General features: G+C 43.1%; 15 protein-coding genes. 3 read left to right on the top strand and 12 right to left on the bottom strand.

The window, feature by feature from the left end; genetic code table 11:
• Nucleotides 1–197 precede the first annotated feature (197 nt).
• From W7W_RS0121060 to W7W_RS0121035, 6 genes are all read right to left on the bottom strand, one after another.
• Complete coding sequence (locus W7W_RS0121060) at nt 198–1,040, bottom strand: outer membrane beta-barrel protein (RefSeq protein WP_010665590.1); 843 nt, start codon at nt 1,038–1,040, stop codon at nt 198–200.
• Between the two features lie 137 nt (nt 1,041–1,177).
• A complete protein-coding gene (locus W7W_RS0121055; RefSeq protein ID WP_010665589.1) occupies nt 1,178–2,053 on the bottom strand; it encodes a tetratricopeptide repeat protein in 876 nt (291 codons plus the stop codon).
• Nucleotides 1,989–2,846: a tetratricopeptide repeat protein gene (locus tag W7W_RS0121050; RefSeq protein WP_010665588.1), complete on the bottom strand. Its 858-nt coding sequence runs from the start codon at nt 2,844–2,846 to the stop codon at nt 1,989–1,991. Before W7W_RS0121050 ends, W7W_RS0121055 begins: the two co-directional genes overlap by 65 nt.
• Nucleotides 2,846–3,352, bottom strand: a complete 507-nt coding sequence (yidD, locus tag W7W_RS23030; RefSeq protein ID WP_010665587.1) for a membrane protein insertion efficiency factor YidD — start codon at nt 3,350–3,352, stop codon at nt 2,846–2,848. Before yidD ends, W7W_RS0121050 begins: the two co-directional genes overlap by 1 nt.
• Nucleotides 3,330–4,070, bottom strand: a complete 741-nt coding sequence (locus tag W7W_RS0121040; protein WP_010665586.1) for a LolA family protein — start codon at nt 4,068–4,070, stop codon at nt 3,330–3,332. The genes yidD and W7W_RS0121040 overlap by 23 nt, the downstream gene beginning before the upstream one ends.
• A gap of 83 nt (nt 4,071–4,153) precedes the next feature.
• Nucleotides 4,154–4,564: a TM2 domain-containing protein gene (locus tag W7W_RS0121035; RefSeq protein WP_010665585.1), complete on the bottom strand. Its 411-nt coding sequence runs from the start codon at nt 4,562–4,564 to the stop codon at nt 4,154–4,156.
• 377 nt (nt 4,565–4,941) lie between these two features.
• Here W7W_RS0121035 and W7W_RS0121030 point away from each other — a divergent pair, with 377 nt between their 5' ends.
• Nucleotides 4,942–5,538, top strand: a complete 597-nt coding sequence (locus W7W_RS0121030) for a porin family protein (protein WP_010665584.1) — start codon at nt 4,942–4,944, stop codon at nt 5,536–5,538.
• A 100-nt stretch (nt 5,539–5,638) separates the two neighbouring features.
• Here the strand turns inward: W7W_RS0121030 and W7W_RS0121025 are convergent, their stop codons facing one another.
• The 4 genes from W7W_RS0121025 to W7W_RS0121010 all read right to left on the bottom strand — a co-directional run bounded on the left by W7W_RS0121025 (nt 5,639) and on the right by W7W_RS0121010 (nt 9,972).
• Nucleotides 5,639–6,292, bottom strand: coding sequence for a ribonuclease HII (locus tag W7W_RS0121025; RefSeq protein ID WP_010665583.1), 654 nt, complete (start codon nt 6,290–6,292; stop codon nt 5,639–5,641).
• Between the two features lie 73 nt (nt 6,293–6,365).
• Nucleotides 6,366–7,388, bottom strand: coding sequence for a M28 family peptidase (locus W7W_RS0121020; protein WP_010665582.1), 1,023 nt, complete (start codon nt 7,386–7,388; stop codon nt 6,366–6,368).
• Nucleotides 7,389–7,627: 239 nt separating this feature from the next.
• Nucleotides 7,628–9,106: a cysteine--tRNA ligase gene (gene cysS / locus W7W_RS0121015; protein ID WP_010665581.1), complete on the bottom strand. Its 1,479-nt coding sequence runs from the start codon at nt 9,104–9,106 to the stop codon at nt 7,628–7,630.
• Nucleotides 9,107–9,192: 86 nt separating this feature from the next.
• Entirely contained in the window at nt 9,193–9,972 is a 780-nt protein-coding gene (locus W7W_RS0121010) for a toxin-antitoxin system YwqK family antitoxin (protein ID WP_010665580.1), read from the bottom strand.
• A gap of 249 nt (nt 9,973–10,221) precedes the next feature.
• On the opposite strand from W7W_RS0121010, the gene W7W_RS0121005 reads away from it, so the two are divergent.
• Nucleotides 10,222–11,481, top strand: a complete 1,260-nt coding sequence (locus W7W_RS0121005) for an alginate export family protein (RefSeq protein WP_157202519.1) — start codon at nt 10,222–10,224, stop codon at nt 11,479–11,481.
• Between the two features lie 49 nt (nt 11,482–11,530).
• On the opposite strand, the gene W7W_RS0121000 is transcribed toward W7W_RS0121005, so the two are convergent.
• Together W7W_RS0121000 and W7W_RS0120995 are read right to left on the bottom strand one after the other, a co-directional pair.
• Nucleotides 11,531–12,271, bottom strand: a complete 741-nt coding sequence (locus W7W_RS0121000; RefSeq protein WP_010665578.1) for a LytR/AlgR family response regulator transcription factor — start codon at nt 12,269–12,271, stop codon at nt 11,531–11,533.
• Between the two features lie 50 nt (nt 12,272–12,321).
• A complete protein-coding gene (locus W7W_RS0120995) occupies nt 12,322–16,350 on the bottom strand; it encodes a sensor histidine kinase (RefSeq protein ID WP_159102761.1) in 4,029 nt (1,342 codons plus the stop codon).
• A gap of 851 nt (nt 16,351–17,201) precedes the next feature.
• Here W7W_RS0120995 and W7W_RS0120985 point away from each other — a divergent pair.
• On the top strand, nt 17,202–21,413 hold the full coding sequence (locus tag W7W_RS0120985) for an MBG domain-containing protein (RefSeq protein WP_010665575.1): 4,212 nt from the start codon (nt 17,202–17,204) through the stop codon (nt 21,411–21,413).
• Nucleotides 21,414–21,525: the final 112 nt, after the last annotated feature.

Here is a 21,525-nt window from a genome sequence, read left to right as displayed (position 1 = left end):
TTTTTTGGTTTTACAACCGCGATTCCGATATGTGCGGTTGCTATAATTACGGTTTACTTAATTTTTATCTGACTGTAAAGATAATAATCTCTGTTCAAATAGTTGGGGTAGTTGTTGAATCGCTTAGGAGAGGATACAGAAAAACCACTGTTCCGTCGGGGGAACAGTGGTTGAAATATTTTTTATTTGCCTGAATATTAGAAATAAACCGAGATGCCTCCGTCTAGCACAAAGCCTTTAGCTATCATTTCAATGCCAATGTCCGGATCTATATTGTCAGATTCCGGTTCTGCAGAGATTATTGAATACCCCATTCCCAGATCAAGAGACAGGTGTTCATTCAGGAAAAATGCGATTCCGGCACCCATTGCCCATCCATTCATATCCAATTTAAAATCATTGGTTGAACTCCCCTCTTTTTGCTCTGTTTTAGAAGTTCCAAACATATATTCTACAAAAATATAAGGCTTGATGTTGGTGGAACCGAAATAATAGACCAGACCTGGATCTATCATAAAAGTGGATTCTTTCTCTTCCGAATCTTCATAATCATACTTTAATGTTTCGTAATTCATGGATAATCCTAAAGCCAAACCGTCATATATGAAATATGCAACAGAAGACTTGAAATTAAATCCACTTTCGTCATATTCCTCACTTATGGATTCTGTCTCTCCGAAAAAATCGTAATATGATATTTTCTGCTCGTTTAGCAAGGAAGAATAGGACAATTCTGAAGAGCCTGAGACCATTATTTTCCCCATAGATGTTGGTGATGAATAATCTGTGGTTTGGGTTTGCCTTGCCTGCGGTGAACTAAATCTCTCCTCTTTTGATATCTTGTCTATTTCGGCCATCTGATAAACAAAGATGCTTCCGTCTGCTGTGGCGATTTTTATATGCTTGTCGGGAATTACTTCTGTAACAGTTCCCTTAATAATACTTCCGTTTTTAAGATGGATAACATCCCGGAAATTGTTTTGAGAAAATGAAGCGATTGTCAATCCGAGAAAGATCAAGGTTAAAAGTAAATTTTTCATGTTGCAGTTGGTTTAAAGGTTTTTTTTAAGTTGTGACTTGAAGTTTTTTTGATGTTGCCGTAAATTACGCCGCAATTGGCGTTATGATTTTTGTTAAAACCTGTAAGTTGCCGGCTTTCTCCAGAGAGCCGGCTTTTTTATTCCGCACCAGCTTCAAGTAAGGTGGTGGTAATTTCTGTATTAAATTCCAGGATGTTTTTCCGGTTTTTCTGTACGGCCAGCAACTCTGCTCTGTGTTGGCCGCCCGAATGGAATTTTTGCAGAAGGGTGACCCCAACCACATATCCTGTAAAGTAGTAACCAGAATAGACCTGCCATGCGCCAAACCCCAGTGCTGATGCATTTAAGAGAAAACTGATGCCTCCCTCAAATACTTTTCCTGTATAAACCTGTCCCAGTCCCGGGAGCAGAGACAGATGCCTTGCTTTCTCCGGGTCTTTATATTTTGGGGTATCTTCGTATTTTTTGATGGCTTTAGCATATAGTATTGCTTGCTCTTCAGGTACAAGTTGCTGCAATTGTATCAGGGTTCTCTCGCCTTCGTCGAATTGAAAAAGCTGGTTGTGACACAGCGCTTTGAGGGTCAGGAGGCTTCCTGTGGCGGTATTTTCTTCAGAAAGCATTATTACGCAGTTTTCCAAAGTGTTCAAGGCATCCTGATAATCTTCGGTCATGTATTGCGCCAGAGCGAGTTCGTAAGCCCGCATCGTGAAAAGAGTGTCTTCAGGGGCACGAATAACACCGATGCGATTGAGCTCAGTTTGCACTTCCCGGTAACGAGCCAACGATTTATGAATCATGGCTTTTTTGAAAATGGCTTTTTGTCTGATTGTTTGGTCTGGTGTGGTGAATACTACTCGTTCCAGCTCAACCAGGGCTCCCGTAGAATTTCCCGAGTTCAGCAGACTGTCGGTTTTATTCCAATAAGCATTTTCGGTGACTTGTGCGTTAGTCGAAAACGTTACGTAGAGGAATATGAAGATTAAAAAGAATTTGTCTGTTGATAAGTTCATTGTTTTCGTCGTTTGCAATTTTTGCTGAAAAGGCGGCACCATAAATGTTTCCAACATAGAATATGGTAAAAACGGAGCCAAAAAACAGGGTCTCAAATTTCTCAGCCCCCAGCTTGTTATAGTTTTCCAGTGTCACAAGAGCCAGCCCTGAGGTCATCAGTAATGCAGCAATCCCCTGTCCGGTTTTTCCTGCGTAAATCTGTCCCGTTCCAGGAATGATACCTGAAAGAATTCCTGCCAGTAATGATGACCTGGGTTTCTCGTCCTCAAGTGTGGTTGCGAGATTATTAAAAAAATCAATCTCTTTGGTAAAACCGTAGTATTCTTGTGGCAGTAGCCCGGCAGTTGATCTGTAGGCCGCTACATCCCTGTTGAGAAGGTGGATTCCGGAATGCAGGAAATGGGAGAAATTTCGTTCTGTCTCATTTTTTGATTGGAAATCATCCAGCACCGTTATGGCACGATCATACTTGCCAAGGTGAATGAGATTGTAGCTCCCAAAGAGTCGCGATTTTGCATAAAAATCTGATTGAGGACTTACCTGTTGCAACGTTTCACTGGAGGAGAGCAACTGTTTGAGGTTGTATTTTGCCCATCCTTTAAAATACAGTACAGAGTCGGCTTGGGGTTTAGTAAGTTTCAATTCCAAAATTTGGTTGCTTTCATATACAGCTTCTTCGTACAAGCCTTGTGTTATCAGGTAGTCAGAGAAGTTTATTCTTTCGGAATTGCTTTGTGCCCGGGCAAAAACTCCCGCATAGAGAGTGAGGATAATATAAAATGAGAATCGCATCAATGAAAATGTTCTGAATGATTGCAGGTCTTGAACTGATATCTGGACCAGTCGTCCGATGAGTGTCTGGTCCGGGGGTTTATGGTGAGCGGATGCAGTGATGTCTGTGCAATTCTGTTGCATCTGCTGAGCCGGTCGGAGGTAAGAAAAATACCTTTTATCAGCCCGTAATGAGAAATAACATCTTTGCTGAAATTGGAGCACGATGGTTCGTAAAGACAATCGGCCGAAAAATGTTTGGAAAGCGAAGTCTGATAAAAATACAACAGACCCCCGAACGTAAGCTTTATAGGATTAATCTTGTCGATAAACGGATCCTCTTTGGTTACGAGAAATGATCTTTTCCTGTTTTCAGATTGATGTATTTGATTCAGGTCTTCCTGTTCGGAAGTATTGATTCGCATCAAGTCGTCCTGCAGGGTGCTTATCTCCTGTGCATACAGCCCAGGAAAGATCGAGAAGAAAGCCAGAGAAAGAAACCATTTAGAAATCGACTTTCTGTGCATCTTCCGGGATTTTAAAATCAAACAATTTGTCATCAGCTTCAAATCCTGTTTTAATATTTGAAAAAGTGGTACGCCTGATGGTACTGTCGTTGTCGGTTGTGTAGCTTATTTCGGTTATTTTTTTCGGCAACACGAATTGTGGCCCAATGTAATAATCATAATAATAAATCTTTCTCTTTACAGCCCCTTTGTTGTCAAAGTATTGCGCATAAATGGGTGTGAAGTTTTCTGAAACAAGCTCCACGCTGCTGACGGCCTGCATCCCTGGGGGAGCCTGCCATGTAGTGATGATGTAGTTGTCTTCTCGACGGGTATCTATTTGTGTAAACCCTTCATGTTTCAGCCCCATATCCTGGGTGAGGTTGTTAACAAAAAAATAGAGAAGTTCAGTCTTGCTGGAATAATGGCTGTTTTGCATGAAGGAAACAGTGTTTTCGTCCGGCAGATAAATGGTTGTTTCTCCTTTTGCATTGATGGTTTTATAGAACTCGGTGGGAGAAAGGTAATGGGTGACGATTTTTCCGGTTTGTCCATCGTAAAAAGAAGAGGCTTCTGCGCTAAAGAGGTTGCCTTTCTGGTAGTTTTGGTAGAGTGCATCCACACTCACCTGACCGGTGTAGGTTTGTCCGGAAGTATGGACTGCTGTAATGGAAAACAGCCCCAACAAAAGCAAGACGGTTTTATGAAAATAATATCTTTTACCGAAAACAGTGTTCATAATGTTAAATAGGAAGTTGGAACTACAAAAACAGGCCTGTCGGAACGACAGACCTGTTTGTTTTTTGTTCAAATGGTTCTTTATTACCACATAAAGAATTTCGGATTGTCAACATACGCACTAATGTCGTCCCAGTTGACTGCCAAAACAATAAGGTCAACCAAAGGCAGCAGTCCGAAGATACCACCGCAGGTAAGGATGTAACCGATACCTGTCATAACCTTTGTTCCAAGATAGAAACGGTGAATACCGAGACCTCCGAGGAAGAAGTCAAGCAAAATGGCAATCAAAGGGTCTTTTCCGCCACTGGCTGAAGCAACAGCCATTGCAGGAGCAGCTTCTGCTACATCAGCAACCATACTGAAGGTGGTGGCCGTAGCTGAAGCAAATAGATTTTCAATCTGAGCATCGTCAATAGTGTAAGATGCACTGGCGTTTGTGGTAAACGCAGAAATACCCAATACAAGGGTCAGAACGATTAAAAGTTTCTTCATAATAAATATGATTTTGATTAAGACTAAACGCAAAAGTAATTATTAGTTTCCAATTTAAACCGGAGAATGTAAAAAAAGGTTAATTTATATTGGTTATCGGTAGTGAATCGATGTGTTTGAGAAGTGGTTTTGGCGTTGATTTTCAGAGGTGATTGGTGTTTGCATTTTGGTGGAATGCTGAAATGAAGTTTTCCACAGGATGTTAATAAAAGTTTCTTATCAGCAGAAAGCATTCGTTTGTGTATGAAATCTTGATGTTCGTCATAAATTAGTGGAATAAAAAATATGTTTATGAACCTTTGAGAACTATTTATTCTATTTTCGGAGAAATTAATCATGGCAGACCTTGCCTTTTATTTACTCAAACTTATTTAATTATGAAAAAAGTTATTTTTCTTGTAGCGGTAATGCTGCTTGTTGTTTCTACAGGTTCTTTTGCTCAGGCTAAATTTGGTTTAAAAGCCGGTGTGAATTTTGCAAACCAAGACTGGAGCTCTGAGGGTTTAAGTTTAAGTCCGGATTCAAAGACTGGTCTGGTTTTTGGTGGATTTGTAAACTTGAAACTTTCAGATGATTTTGCTTTGCAGCCTGAACTACTTTATGCATCAAAGGGAACGAAATTCGATGGTGGTATTTTTGATTCATCAGAAGAAATGGATTTAAAGATGAACTATTTGTCAGTTCCGGTTATGGCCAAATATTACTTTGGAGGGTTTAATCTTCAAGCTGGGCCTACTTTTGATTTTCTATTATCAGCTGATGTCGAATCAGGTGGTGAAGAGGAAGATGTCAAAGATGAATTTAAGGGTATGGATTTAGGACTTGGCTTAGGGTTAGGTTATGAGCTTCCTGCAGGTTTGAGTATTGATGCCCGTTATATTCTGGGTTTGTCGGATATATCAGATTCAGAGGATATGGATGGTGTTGAGATTAAGAACAAAACATTTCAGGTTACAGTAGGATTTAGCTTCTAGTCAACTGAGAATTAGCTTTTTGTTAATGAGGGTCACTTCCTGTATTATGAGGAAGTGACTTTTTTATTTCTTCCCCAATTCCGAATATAAAAACCGTTATTTATCTCCACTGAATACTAATTTGTTGCTCCGTCAACTTAAAAGATAGTCTGTGAATGGGCGAAGGCCCATGAGTTTCTATTCCTGAGCGATGTGCTTTGGTGGGGTAGCCTTTGTTTTTGTCCCAGGCATAAAAAGGATGCTTTTCATGTTGTTGCAGCATGTATGCATCTCTGTGTGTTTTAGCCAGGATACTGGCTGCTGCTATGCAACGGTAAATGCTGTCGCCCTTCACGATGCATTGGTGTGGTATTTCTTTGTATTTGTGAAACCGGTTGCCATCTATAAGTAAGGATTCCGGAGCAGGAGACAGTTGATCTACGGCCAAATGCATGGCCCGAATGGACGCATTCAGGATGTTTATTTGGTCAATCTCTTCGTTATGCACCATGGCAACCGCCCAGGCCAGTGCTTCATCTTCAATAATTTGTCTTAGGATATCCCGCTTTTTCTCAGAAATTTGCTTGGAGTCGTTTAATAAAGGATGGTCAAAATCTTCAGGCAGAATAACTGCCGCTGCGGTAACAGGCCCTGCCAGACAACCACGGCCGGCTTCATCACAACCGGCAACTAACGCTCCATTAGCTGCAAGCAACCCTTTCCCATCGGTTGGTGTTTTTCTCTTTAATTTTACTTTCCTTTTTCTGCCAGCCATCTTCCTTTTATGTTTGTTTACCCTCCCCCTTTGGGGGAGTTGGAGGGGGCCTTACCCTCCCCTTTGGGGGGAGTTAGAGGGGACCATAAATCACTTCCATTACCGTCTGTCCCACAGCTTTCAGTGTGTTGTGGTCAATATTTTTCATTGTGTCATCATGTGTATGCCAATAGCTGCCAAATGAAGTGTTGGTGGAGGGATCGTACTGGATGATGTTTACTGCAGGAATGCCGGTGTGCTTATTGACGTAGATGTGGTCGTCGGTGATGTATCCGCCCTGCTGAAAGATGAAATAACTGCCATAACCGATGGATGCTGCAGTGTCCCAGATGTGATTGACCAGGTCGGGCGCAAATCTCACGGAGGCGCGCTCCTGATAAAAACGCGCACCTTTGGCACCTACCATATCCAGCAGGATACCGTACTGAGCGTAATAATTCTTTACATGTGGATTTTTCCCCCAGTATTGACTTCCCAGGCACCAGGTGTCGGATTTGTATTTCACATTAAGATGATCAGGTGTTCCGTAATCTTCGGCATCGAAAAAGATGATGTCGATGCCCGGATGCGTGGGGTTGTCTTTCAGATGCCGGGCAATCTCCATTAACACCCCTACGCCGCTGGCTCCGTCATTGGCCCCGTCGATGGGCTGATTTCGTTTTGCCGGATCGGGGTCGTAATCGGCAAAGGGCCGAGTGTCCCAGTGAGCAAACAGCAGAATGCGGTTGTTTTTTTCGGGCTGAAACTGTGCAATAATGTTTTTGATGTTTAAAACGGAATTGTCAAAAGCCGTCACTTTGCCTTCCTGAACAATAACATCCGCCCCTAAGTTTTTCATTTTTGCTGTCAGCCATTGGGCGGTTGCTTCGTGTTCGGGAGTGTTGGGAACCCGGGGGCCAAAATCCACCTGTTTCTGAACGTAATGATAGGCAGAATCGGCATTAAACTCCGGTGTCTGAAGCTCCGGAAGTGTTTTGTTCTCGTTTCCGGAGGATTTCTTTGAGCCTGTGTTGTTACACCCTGAGCCAAGGGATATCAAAGACACCACTGATAGTAGCAATGGTATTTTGATGAAATGCGTGATTCGGTTTTGCATTTAATTCAGATTTTATTGAAATAACTTGTCTTTTAATCTTCCTTCACCCTTATTGCTGTGTGGCACCATGCGAACTGGGTTAGATGAATAAATCATTTTTCCCGGGACAGTTTCCCTGACAGTTGTTTTTACAGGTTTTCAGGCTGTTTAAAAGAAAGCTGTAATTGAGATTTAACTTCTGGCTTCTAACCCCTATTCACTAATATCTAACCTTCTTCCAAAGTCCCCCTTGGGGGGATTTAGGGGGCTTTTACTTCCCAGTCGGCACCCTCTTTACCGTCACGCACTTCAATGCCAAGGTTTTTCAGGCCGTCCCGGATGCGGTCGGCAGTATCGAAATCTTTGGCTTTTTTGGCCTGTTGGCGTACGTTAAGCAGCAGCTCCATAACTCCGGTTAGTACCTGAGAATCTCCGGTTTCGGCTGTTGTTTCCTGCGTGAGTCCCAGAATTTCTTCTGCAAACAGATGCATAAGTTCCCGAAAGGCTTCCAGATCCTCTGAGGTAAATGATTCTTTGCCTGCCAATGCGCTGTTGATGGCTTTAACGCCTTCAAACAGGTGCGCAATGAGGATGGGACTGTTTAAGTCATCGTTCATTGCACTGTAGCACTTATCGCTGAACTGAGTCAGGTTGAATGTGGTTTTATCTGCCGCTTTTATTTTTTCCATTTGGCGAAGAGCTCCCATCAGTCGCTCCATTCCTTTTTCGGCAGCCTGAAGTGCTTCGTTGGAGAAGTCCACTGTGCTCCTGTAATGAGCCTGCAATATAAAAAAACGGATGGTCATGGGCGACCATGCTTTGTCGAGTAATTTATGAGAACCCGTAAAAAACTCCTCCAGGGTAATGAAGTTCCCCAGGGATTTGCCCATCTTTTGTCCGTTGATGGTAATCATATTGTTGTGCATCCAATAACGGGCAGGTGTTTTGCCGTGGGCTGCGACAGACTGTGCAATCTCACATTCATGATGAGGGAAGAGCAGGTCCATGCCTCCTCCGTGGATGTCGAACTCTTCGCCCAGGTATTTGGCACTCATGGCCGAGCATTCCAGATGCCAGCCAGGAAAACCGTCGCTGTAGGGTGATGGCCAGCGCATGATGTGTGTGGGCGTGGCTTTTTTCCAGAGGGCAAAGTCAAAACTATTCCGCTTTTCAGACTGTCCTTCCAATTCACGGGTGGTGCTGAGCAAATCTTCGAGTACGCGGCCCGAAAGGATTCCGTATTTGTGGTCCTTATCGTATTTTTGTACATCGAAATAAACCGAACCATTTTTCTCGTATGCATACCCTTTGTCAAGGATTTCTTTGACAATCTGCAGCTGCTCAATAATATGACCTGAGGCTCTCGGCTCAATGCTGGGCGGTTTAACATTGAGTGCTTCCATGAATTTGTGATAACGGTCGGTGTAGTATTGTACAACCTCCATGGGCTCAATCTCTTCCAGGCGTGCTTTTTGAGCGATTTTATCCTCGCCTTCGTCTGCATCGTTTTCCAGATGTCCCACATCGGTAATGTTGCGAACGTAGCGAACTTTATATCCCAAATGTGACAGGTAGCGAAACAGAATGTCGAAAGTAATGGCCGGCCTGGCATGTCCCAGGTGCGGATCGCCATAAACGGTGGGTCCACATACGTATAGTCCCACATGTGGCGGTTTTATGGGGTTGAATGATTCTTTTTTTCGCGAAAGCGTATTGTAAAGCGTCAGATTGTTTTCCATGGTAGTCGTCTGCTTGTTAAGTGTTAATTTCAGACGGCTAAGTTAAGAAAAATATCAGGAGTGTTGAATGTTTGAAGCGCTGTTGGCTACTTCACATATTTGCCGTTTTCCACAATTCTGGTTTCAATCAGACTGTCCCGTTCGTTGTAAATAAAGTGTTTACCATCTTGCAGGATGCCGTCTCTGAAGTAGCCTTCTTTTATGGTGAGGCCGTCCATTGATTGCAGAGTGTAATGTCCGGTGCCGTAGAATGGAAGAATCTTGCGGTCTGGGTCTTCATCGGCATTTTCGGGGCGGGAGGTTACGACGGTGCTTTTGTTGAATCCTTCGTCGGTGTATTCGCGTTTCTCCTGCAGTTCTCCCCGGTTGTTGAAAACCAGGATTTCCCCATCAATATTTCCGTTTTTCCAGTTCCCTGTGTACTGCACCTCGCCATTGGCATGAAAGTATTTTTGTTCTCCCGATCGGGCACCTGCATCATTGTAATTCCATTCATAGAATTTTTGACCATTGGCATGATAAAGGATGTATGTTCCTTTCCAGTGGTCGATGTCCCAGTAGCCTTCTTCCCAAAGCTGCCCGTCACGATAGTAGAATTTTGCCGGGCCCCGGGCCATCCCCTTGTCGTAGGTGATTTCGTGCTTCAGTGTGCCGTTTTTGTAGAACGATTTCCAAAGCCCGGTACGTTGTCCTTTTTCATAAGTACCCGTCTCTTTCAGTTCTCCGCTATCGTAGAATATCTCCCAGCCACCCGTACGTTGGTTATTCTCATCCAACATGTTTATGGCATTGGTTTTTTCCTGGCTTCCGGCAGGTGTCGGTATCAGGAGTGTTAGAGACAATATGAATAGAAGGATTTGCTTCATGTTTTTTTAAGATAAACTCATTGGCTATCAGTAGCAAAAAGTGTTTGTCTTATTTTTGTTTTATCGTAAAAATGAGGCGAAAGGTTTCAAAAAGTCCTTTTGAATAGAACTGATTCGCTATGTGAAAAAGCGTATAGGCTATTTTACGATAAAAGACGCTTTTTGTTGTGGTGAAGTTGGAATATTATTGTGAAAATTTTTCGAATGATTTTTCCATTTTTTTTGTCAGAACGGTTAAAAGAAAAAAATATGAAAGTAATGAAGCATTTGAGAGCTTTGTTTTTGCTTGTTGTTTTTTCCCAGATGCCGCTGGCTGTAACCGGACAAATGAAAGTTTATGTGGAGTACCGTCCTCGTTTTGAATATAGGGATGGTTACAAGGAGTTGTTGTCTGAGGGGGCTTCTCCATCCCTCATCGCTTCGCAGAGATTGCGGATGTCTGTCAGTTATAAGTCTGATGGAATAAGACTTAAGGTTACTCTTCAGGATATACGTATCTGGGGCGACGAGCAAATTTCCAGTTCCACCGGAGTTTTTGGAGACGAGGGCTCTTTTGATTTATTCGAGGGTTATGCCGAATTGAGATTGTGGGATAAAAGCTGGGTTTCAGTAGGACGTCAGCAACTTTCGTACGACAATCAGCGGTTATTGTCGGGACGAAACTGGAATCAGCATGGTCTTTCTTATGATGCGGTGGTTTTTAAAACACACCGGGGTACCTGGGATATTCATGCCGGAACTTCCTGGAATTCATTGTCAGCTACTACTTCAGGAAATACTTATCCATCCGAACGGATTAAATCGTTGAACTTTTTGTGGTTGAAAAAAAACCTGGGAGAACAACTGAATGTTTCTCTTAGTCACATAGCTTCCGGAGTAACTGAAACCGATAGTACAAATGCGATGAATTTCAGGCAGACCTCAGGCCTATATGCTCAGTTTTCGGACGGTACTTTATCGGTGAAGGGAAATTTTTATTATCAGTATGGTGAAAATCAGACAGGCAATGCAGTGAGTGCTTATTTGATGGATGTTGATGCTGCTTTACTCCTTGGTCGTTATACGGGGGGAGCAGGCTTTAGCTATCTGTCAGGAAATGATGGTGGTGATACAGAAACGGACAATTTGTTTGATTTACTTTACGGAGCACGCCACCGTTTTTTCGGGCATATGGATTATTTCCGGAATATGGCTTCACATACCGGAGGTGGAGGACTGTCAGATTGGTACGGTTTTTTGGGATACAAAATGTCTGACAAAGTTTTTCTGAAAAACACGACTCATTTTTTCAGTTTGGCCGAGACAAATCAAAACACGCCGGAAAGTAAGTCTCTGGGGATGGAAAATGAAGTTGAACTAAAATATAAATTTAATGATTGGGGTTCATTGAAGGCAGGATGGCTTTTTTATGTCCCTACTGATTCTTTTCGTCAGATGCAAGGTGTCGGGAATGAGCGTTTTCCCAACTTTGCATTTGTGGAGTTGACTATTTCGCCGAATATGCTTTAAGAAAGAACCTGTGCTTCCGCCTGCGGGTTTATGGCGAAGAGAAAAAACGTTACAATTCTTCCAGTCGTTTCATTAAAATGTCCTTTTTCCTGACAGCGACAGGTACTTCAGTTCCATCATTCATCTCTACGTGACACCCATCTTTACGGTCTATTTTACTTATGTGGGAGAGATTTATAAGGTGTGACTGATGAACCCTGAAAAAACCCAGAGGTGCAAGCATTTTTTCAAAATTCTTCAGCGATTGAGAGATGAGTAACGGTTTTTGTCCTTTTAAGAAAAAACGGGTGTAATTGTCTGAACTTTCGCAGTGAATTATGTCATCGATAAATACCAGATGCAGTGCATCTGAAGATTTTAAAACAATTTTTCGCGGAGAGGACGTGGCTTTTTGCAGGTTTTCGAACAATGCGTCCATGACTTTTGCATTGTCTGAGCTTTGTTTGCGGATGCGTTCAATGGTATTTTTCAGTTCATCGGGATCAATGGGTTTTAAAAGGTAGTCGATGGCGGCGAAGCGAAAAGCTTCAAGTGCATAGTTGTCGTGCGCAGTAAGAAAAACCAGTGCGAAATCATAGCTTTCAAGCCGGCGCAGCAAGTCAAAACCAGTTCCGTCCTGCATGTGAATATCAAGGAAAACCAGTTCGGGGGCGTACCGGTGGATGATTTCTAAACCCTTTTTTACTCCATCGGCCTCTCCTGCAATTTCGATATCGTTAGCTATAAAAGACAACATCCCCTTTACGGTTTCTCTCGCATTCTTTTCGTCATCGATAATTACTGCTCTCATAGTTTGATGATTTCATTTTGCTTGCTGGTGTAGTATTTGGTACGATTAACTCACAAAACTGTTTTCTTTGTGGCTTTTTTTTCTTCTGAAATGGCGGGAAGAACCAGAGATACTTCGGTTCCTGTTTCGTTTTCTTCTGTTTTTGACCGATCTTTAATCACCAGGGAACACTGACATTTGTACTGATTTTGTAATTGGGCTATTCGTTTTTTAGTGATTCCGGTACTCATAGATTTGCGTTGGAGTGGTTTCTCATCTTTTTTTTGCATCGTTTTATCAATTCCTGCTCCGTTGTCACGAATAGTTATGTGCCAGTGTGGTTCTTTTAATTCGAGTTTCACCTCTAAGTAGCCTGTCCTGTCCGGGATGTCACTGAATCCGTGTTCGATGGCATTTTCCACAAAGGGTTGTATCATCATGGTTGGTAATCCCGGCATCTGTTCACTTATGGGTGGTTTTACCTCAATGGAGTAATCAAAGTTGTTGTTATGTCTCAGGCGTTGTAATTCCAGGTAGTGTTTCAGTGTTTCGGATTCGTCGTGAATGGTTGTTACGGCCGATGTCATATTGTTGAGGTAAAGACGCATGAGCTTGGCAAATCTTGCCAGGTAGCTTCCGGCTGCCTGTGGTTGATTCTGGAAAATGAACGCCTGAATTGCGGAGAGTGCGTTAAACAGAAAATGCGGATTCATCTGCGAAAGCAGCAGCTGATGTTTTAGGGTGAGATTGTTTTTTAGCAGCTTCAGGTGTTGAAGGTGGTTTCTCCACCAGAAAAACAGGATTGCTCCGCTGCTAAAGATTATCAGGATAATAAACCAGGCAGATTTCCAGAATGGAGGATGAATTGTGAATGAATATTGTGCAGGAATGCTTTCTCCAAAAGGGTTGATTTTTTGCACTTCAAAGGTATAATCGTCAGGAGGTAACATTTTGTAGCTCACTGATGCCTGTGAGGTGATGGTCCAGTCCTGGTCGGTTTCTCTGAGCCGGTATTGGTAGCTGTCGTGCAGGGAAGGATACTTCATATCCGAAAAAAAGAATTCAATGAAATTCTGATCGTGTTTGAGCAGGATGTTCTTTTCAGGGTTGGTCTGATGAACAGTTTCACCCATGATGCGGAATTCTGTAATTCTTGTAATTTGCAATTTTTCGGCCGGACTGAATAGTTCAGGGTTAAAACGAAGAAAACCCCGTGTTGATCCCACTAAGATATCATTGTTGCCGGTTTGAAGTGCAGCCCGGGTGAATGTGGGATTCTTCAGACCCAGATAGGGGGTGAGGTCGAACAGTTGATTGTATGCCGGGTCAAAAATATGGATGTGGTGACTGGTTACAATAAGAATCCGTTCCAGGTAATCTTCGGTGAGAGATAATATTTTGCCATTGGGAAGCTGTTTTGCTATCTGCGGGATTTCAAAAACTTCTTTTTCAGGATTGAAAATATTCAGAGAATCGCCTCCGGCATAAATAGTACCCGCGGATGTTTCAAGGAAAGCAAGTGTTTCACGACCATGAAATCTCTGTCCGGGATAGAAATGAGTTATTTCCAGAGTCTGTCGGTCTATCTGGTTGATCCCTTTATTGGTGGTGCCCGCCCATATATCTCCTTTGGAATCCTTTTGTATAAAAGTGGTCAGGTGCGATGAGAGTTTGTCAGCAGGTGCGCGGTTAAAGAAAGTGACTTTACGGCTTTTTGCATCAAGGACTGCCAGTCCGTGGTCGCTGGCAATAAATAGTTGTTTGGACAGGAGGGTGGTGTGATTGATCCGGTATTCAGAAAAAGAGGTTATGGTGCTGAATGTACGGGTGGAGGTGTCAAAAAAGAAAAGGCCCCGGTCGCTACTTATCCAGAAACCCGGTGTTTCTGTACATCGGCAAATGTTTCGTACGGCATCGTTTTTTAACCCGGAAGAATAAGCATTGTCCGTGTCGTAAATTTCAGTTTGACCATCACCTGGAAGATAAGCGATACCGCGGTCGAAGGCGATCAAAAAAGAATTTTTGTGACCATGGATGATTTGTTGAATGGGTTTTTTCGAGCTGTTAATGGATTCAAATTCTGGTGACAGGGGGAGTTGCTCGCCGGTTCTTGCGTTTATTGCTTCAATACCGGACTTAGAGGTGATCAGTAATTTGTTATCCTCCAATAATAAGAGGTCTGTGATGTGGGATGGGGGGGTGACAAGGTTCTTTGCCGGCAATTGTTTTTGAATTTTGTGGTTCAGACCATCGAATGCATATAATCCTTCGGGGGAGAGCAAAAGTAATTGTTGGCCATGTTGGGTCGCCATCAGAAAATTTCTTGGGTCCGGCGTGGAGAATTGACCGTTTCGATGGTCGTAAATTCCTACTCCTTTATCGGTCAGAAAAAGAGTTAAGTTCTGATGGTGAACCATTTCATTTAAGTTGGAAAAATCGGGTAGGCTTACGGAATTGATTTTATGAAATTGGTTACTTGTCTGATGAACAGACGATCTCCAGGCCTGCCATTTGGACGATTCGGGATGAAACGACCGGATGGTGCCGCCATTTTGATAAACCCACAGAATACTGTCGGTTGCCAGGATGTTTTGCAGGTTTCCATCTGAGGGATGATAGGAGGGATTGAAATTGTGTGGAAGCCATCGTTTTTCTTGTTTGTGGAATAGTCTGATGCCTTGTGCCCCCCAAAAACCTGCAACCAAAGTGTCGGTTCCCCAGGATTCAAAGCCCACATACCAGTCTTGTTTTCGGGAGGTTGAATCCAGTGCAAATTGTTGAAATTCTTCTCTTTTCGGGTCAAAGCTGTTGAACCCCACACCCCTCCATAAGCCAGTCCAGATGATTCCGTTTTCATCGGGATGCAGCGCAGACACCTGATTGGAACTGATGGTAGATTTATCTGTTGGATTTTCTCTAAAAACAGTAAAAGTCTCAGTTTCCGGGTCGAAACGGTTCATTCCTCCTCCTCGTGTCGCAATCCAGATATTTCCATTTTTGCCTTCCTGGATGTCTGAAACATGATTGCTGCTGAGTGAATTGGGTAACTCAGGCAGGTGGCGGTAGTGGTGAACAAGGTTTTGCACCGGGTTCAGGATGCTGATTCCTCTGTTGGTGCCAATCCAGAGATTGCCTTCCAGGTCGGTCATTACACAATTCAGGTGGTCCTGGATGAGTGATGACGGGTCGTTTTCAGAAGGCAGGAACAGGGTGATTTTCCCTGTCCGTTTGTTGAGTTGTACCAGACCATTTCCGGTAGCCACCCATAGGAGTCCTTGCTTCGATTCAGTCATTTGGTAGGAGGAGGTATTTAATCGTTTGTTGAAGATGTCGGATTCACGGTTGTACTGATATAAGCCGTCAAGTCCGCCAACCCAGAAGTCTCCTTCGCTGTCCTCGAAGAAAAATGCCACATCACGGTCTCGTTTTCTGTCAGTGTTTTCCGGATCGGTCTCAATGGCGGTAATCGACTCCTTCTGCATCTTCAGCGGGCCCATGTTACGACCGCCAATCCACAAAGTTCCTTTGGAGTCCTGAAGCAAAGCATGGTAATCGTAGTAAGGTTGAGTTGGGGCCGGATGCGACCAGGTACGCGCTCTGAAGGTTTGGGTATTGAGCAGGTGTAGCGTACCGTTAAAAGTTTCTACCCAGATGTGGTCTTTGTCAGCAGTTTCAAGTGCTCTGATGTGTTTATCGAGCAGACCGTATCCATCTTCATAGAGCGTTGGGACTCGCACAAAATTTGCTGTTCTGTGGTTAAAAAGGGCGAGGCCCTTCCGGGTGGCGACGAATATCTGTTGTTCGGAGGTGATAAGAACATCATAGATGTGGTTGGATGGCAGAGACGTGCTGTCGCCGGGGGCATTCAGAAATGAGAGGAACCGGGTTCCGTCGTATCGGGCCAGACCTTCACGTGTTCCTATCCACAGATATCCGGTTGAGTCCTGCCGGATTACCGTAATGTGGTTGTCGGGAAGCCCGTCGGCTACTGTCAGATGACCAAAACGGGTGTAACGATCCTGCTCAATGGGCAGGCCCTGGGCGTTTGCCGATGCACTCAGAAACACAAAGTAGAGAAATAACCACCGTAGGTTCATCATTTTCAGGCTTTGATAATTTTTTTTCTGGAAACAAGTTTTACTGGCCATTACTGGTTAGTGGTGCGTTATTTTAATGATTGACACGACTCTGTTTAGAGTCTGTCCATAAAGTACCATTTGCGTCGTTACGCTTGCCGCCAAAATATTCATTTACCCAAGTAAACTCCGTTTTTGGCGGCTTCGCAAGCCTTGCAACTGGCACTTTCTGACCAGACACATGACATTTTACAAACTTTCCCGACTTTATAGACGGGGGCGCTGTTTAGTGCCCTGTCTATAAACTAAGCGTTTTTCACTTGTTTGAGATAGAAAGTTCAAATTCAAGGCGTTTGAAAAATCTAAACCGAAGAATACTAATGTGTTTGAGGATTTAGATTTTGAGTAACAACGCAGAAGTTGGACTTTTTAGATAAACACTATTTATGGAAAATTTTTATTGTTTGCAATATTTTTTCATTCTATCCGGTTGTTAAACCTGATTAATTGCTCTTTATTGGTCGCAACGCGACCAATAAAGAGAGAGGGCGTGGGGGATAACTCTAAACCCTGGGCGTTGCCCAGGGCTGTTGCTCTCAGGCTTTCAGCCTGGTTGCACCTTGTCGGCTTTATGTCTAAGGTATGTAAAGGGCTATACATTCCTTTTTATTGTTTTTTGAGGGAAATGGTTGTCTGCTTTTGATGATTAGCACTTCTTTTTAGATAAACCGAGAGAAAGAGCTGCCAAACGAATATCCTGAGAACCTGCACGAATTCTAATTAGCACTTTTCGAATCCCATATACTTTCAACTCTTCAGGGAGCGTTGGCGTATAAACTTCAAGACAATTTACAGAACCAAAAAACGCTTATGCTATGAAGAAATTTTTACTCTTTGTTTTGTTTGTAATTATTACGGGATACGTTTTGGCCCAAACACGAAGTGTTCCCATGACCGCGGATAATTTTAGTATCGTTTATTCAGGACCTGTTACTGAAGAAGTGGATGGTTTGAGAATTCCATCCGTCGGGTATAGAAATGGGAATCTGATTTTTCTTAAAGATGCCTTTAATGCTGTTAATGGAACTGTTAAATTCAAATGGTATGTAACGAATAATGGTAGTTATATACGAGGGGGGATAAAACTGGCTCAGACGACTGTTTCGACAAATGATATTAGTAATCTGCGCGGTAATCATTTGAATAAGTGGCTATACACAACCATTACGGTTGATGCGGATTATAATTTTTCGGTAGTAACTTGTTCGGATGATTACAGCGGAAGTATTGTAGATTCTAATTCGGGGACTGTCACAGATCCGACAGAACAGGCAGCGTTGGAAAATACAACGCTAAAGTTATATTACTGGGATACTCAGGATCCTTCGGCGGATTTAAAATTAGGAGAATTGGTTATTCCAGATCATAGTCCGAAAGGAATGTGTGAAATAAGTAGTGTTGATTTTGAAGATCAAACCATACCTTCTGATGTGATTGTTTCTGGTAGTACAAGTAACATAGCAACTGATGGTGCTAATTCGTCATATTCATTGTATGTGGATGGAAGTCCGGGCGAATATGTTGAGTTTCAGGTTGCCGATCCGGACGTTGATATGCTGACGTTTAATGTGAAAATTAATCATTCAGAGTCATATAGAATCAGAGCTTTGGTCGGGGGTGTAATCCGGTTTGAAGTTAGTGTTTATTATGCCGGATCAACATCTTATTCCGAAGAATGGTGTGAGGTGGCTATTCCTATTGTTGGTGGTTCCGATGTAAGACTAACTTTTGATGATTATAGCAACCAGGATATTTACATCGACAACATCCGGCAATATGTTTTGAATGCTCAGCCTGCCGGTCTTGCCCTTGATAACAATACTTTTGATGAAAATTTATCGGCCGGCACTGTGGTTGGTGCTCTTTCTGCCACTGATGCTGATTCCGATCCCCTGACATTTAGTCTGACGGCAAATGCTGCAACGGATAATGATCTCTTTGTTAGTAATGGAATCAATCTGGAAACGGCTTCTGCCTTCGATTATGAGGAAGTTAGTCAGTGCCAGATAGAAGTTGAGGTCTCCGATGGCATTAGTGAACCTGTTACAGGGATGATGACAATTGACGTGACTGATGTAAACGAAACACCTGTGGTTGACGCTGGTCAGATGTTGAGATTTGATGAGGAGTCACCTGCCGGAATTTCAATCGGTTTGGTTACAGCTACCGATGAAGATGCCACGGACAATGCTCCTGTTTTCTCCATTCAGAGTGGCAATGAAGATGGATTTTTTTCAATAGATGCAGCAACCGGTGAGTTGACTCTTCTGCAGGAAGGGGTGAATCGCTATGATTATGAAAGTTTTTCATTGCTGGTGCGTGCCACCGATCAGAACGATGCGCAACTTTACACTGAAGAAAATGTGGTGGTAAATGTTGATGAAATTCCATTTTCCGGCGGTGCAGGCACAGAGGCTGACCCTTTCCGTATTAAAACACCTAAAGACCTGGATGAAATCAGGAATTATCTCGGTAGTTCGCATGCGGATAAATACTATGTGTTGGTCAATGATATTGATTTGCAGGAGTATCTGTCGGAAGGGAATCCGGGGTATAATAATGGGTTATTTTGGGAGCGTTTAGGTTATTATGAGAATTTTGAAGGTCACTTAAATGGAAATAGTTTTTCTGTTTTAAACCTGAAAATAAACAGGCCTAATGAATATATCAACGGATTGTTTGGTTACGTTAATTCTGCTGAAATTATTAATCTGAATGTTTCTGTTGATCCGTTAGCAGAAATTGTTGGAAAATCCGCAACGGCTATTTTAGCAGGTTCTGTTTCCGAAGGTTCCATAATTAGTAATGTTCATGTTTCCGGGAAAGTTAATGCTGAGCCGGGAAATGTTGGTGGTTTGGCAGGTTCATTCATAAATGGATCAGTTATTAGTGACTGTTCTGCTACGGTTGAGGTGGTATCTACCGGAAGTGCTGTTGGAGGGTTGATTGGCGCTAATAGCGGAACCATACTGCGATGCCATGTTGAGGGGGCTGTTACAGGAGGAGAGTATGTTGGAGGTATTGCAGGCATTAGTAATGATCAACCCGTGCAAGGGTTTAGAGGGATGATTCAGCAGTGCTCTGTGGGAGCGAATTCAGTGGTAACTGCAACAACAGGAGAGTGTGGAGGTCTGGTTGGACAGAATACGGGAGACATTACGAGGTGTTCCTCATTTGCAACGGTAAACGCACCTTTAAAATCAGGAGGTTTGGTTGGAAACAATGAGGAGGTTGAGGCAGATATGATGATGGTTTTTGAAAATTATGCAGGTAGGATAAATAATAGCTATGCCTCCGGGATGGTTACTGCAACCGATGGAGCAGCTGGTGGACTGGTTGGACAAAATACCGGTGATATAGAAAACTGCTATGCATTGGGAGGAATAAATGCACCGCTTAACGCGGGTGGACTGGTTGGTGAAAACCTTGAAATTGCGGAGGAAAATACAGAGGGTGGATTAATTACAGGTAACATCACGAACTGTTATTCCGCTACTGCCGTTAATGGTTCTGATGCTACCATTGGTGGTTTCGCAGGAGTGAACGATGGAGAGGTTATCTCTTCCTATTGGGACATCAATGCCAGCGGGCAGGAGAATTCAGTCGGCGGCATTGGTCTAAACGGTATAGAGATGCGCGAGGCTACTTCTTTTATCGATTGGGATTTTACAAATACCTGGGGCATTGATGCCCTGGAAGAGTATGTTTCATACCCCTATCTTCTCGATAATGAGGAGAATCCGCATCCCGGAGCTATCGGTAAAGTTACCGTAACTTCCTGGCCTGAGGCATCAGACATTGTTTACGGACAAGCTGTTGGAGAATCTGTCCTTTCGGGAGGGGAGGCCACACATGAAGGCAGCCCCGTTGCAGGAACTTTTTATTTTATGTTTGTCTCCGATATGAACGAAGTGGGTACAGTGGAAGAAGAGGTGGCATTTTTTCCCATTGACGCGGAATCTTACCTGCCTCTTATTAACGGTAGCACCTCCCTCAATGTTTTACCTAAACCTGTGTCGGTGGTAAATGCTGTCGCTCAGGATAAAATTTACGATGGCACAACAGTGGCTGCGGTGAGTAACGCTGTTTTGGAGGACAATGCGGTGGAAGGTGATGATGATGTGGTGCTGAGTAATCATACATCCGGGATATTTGCTCAGGTTGGTTCAGGAGATGGAATTACTGTAACAACCAACATGACACTTACCGGTACTGATGTCACTAATTATGCTCTTGAGCAACCTGTTTTGACGGCCTCCATTTCCAAAGCTTCGCTTATAGTGACTGCTGATGACCAAACCCGTCTCTACGGAGAGGTTAATCCTGAACTTACTTTTAATTATTCCGGATTTGTAAATGGAGAAGATGCTTCAGTTTTGATGACTCTTCCTGTGGTTTCGACTGAAGCAGATGGTAGCAGCAATGTGGGCGATTATGCTATCACCCTGGGCGAGGGATCTGATGAAAACTACGACTTCAGTTATGTGAGCGGAGTGCTTTCTGTTAATCAGGCACCACTGACCGTGAAGGCAAAAGATGCTACACGGGTGGTTGGAGAAACCAATCCTGTGTTTGAACTGGAGTATTCTGGATTTGTCAATGCCGATGATGTCACTGTTATCGATGAGGTGCCTATAGCTTCCTGTATTGCTGATGAGTCCTCAGTGCCCGGAGAATATGATATTGAGGTTTCGGGAGGGTTGGACAATAATTATTACTTTGCTTATGATGAAGTATCCGGAGTGTTGACGGTTACAGTTGCCAACACTGTGCTGGCTGAACAGGAAGAGAGTTCTTCTGTATTCCCTGTTCCGGCCGACACTTATGTTTTTATTGGTGGAATCAATGTGTCGGATATTTTAAATCTGGAGGTGATTGATTTGAGTGGTCGATCTTTGAAAGTGCATTATGTTGAAGCGGATGCCAGTGCTGTGCGGATTGATGTGACTTCTTTAAAGAGCGGAATCTATTTCCTTAAAATAGAGATGAAAGAAAGGACACTTTTAGAAAAGATTGTCGTTTTATAGACAGGTTTTTTACAAATGGTTAAGGGATGTTCTGTGACGGGGCATCCCTTTTTTTTGAATCCATTGAACGATTTTTTCCGTACATACGTTAGATTAAATGTAAAAAATCTAA

The sequence above is a fragment of the Marinilabilia salmonicolor JCM 21150 genome (assembly GCF_000259075.1).
GTDB classification, from domain to species: Bacteria; Bacteroidota; Bacteroidia; order Bacteroidales; family Marinilabiliaceae; genus Marinilabilia; species Marinilabilia salmonicolor.
Note: the sequence above shows the minus strand (reverse complement) of the source record. Positions and strands in the feature narration are given on the sequence as shown.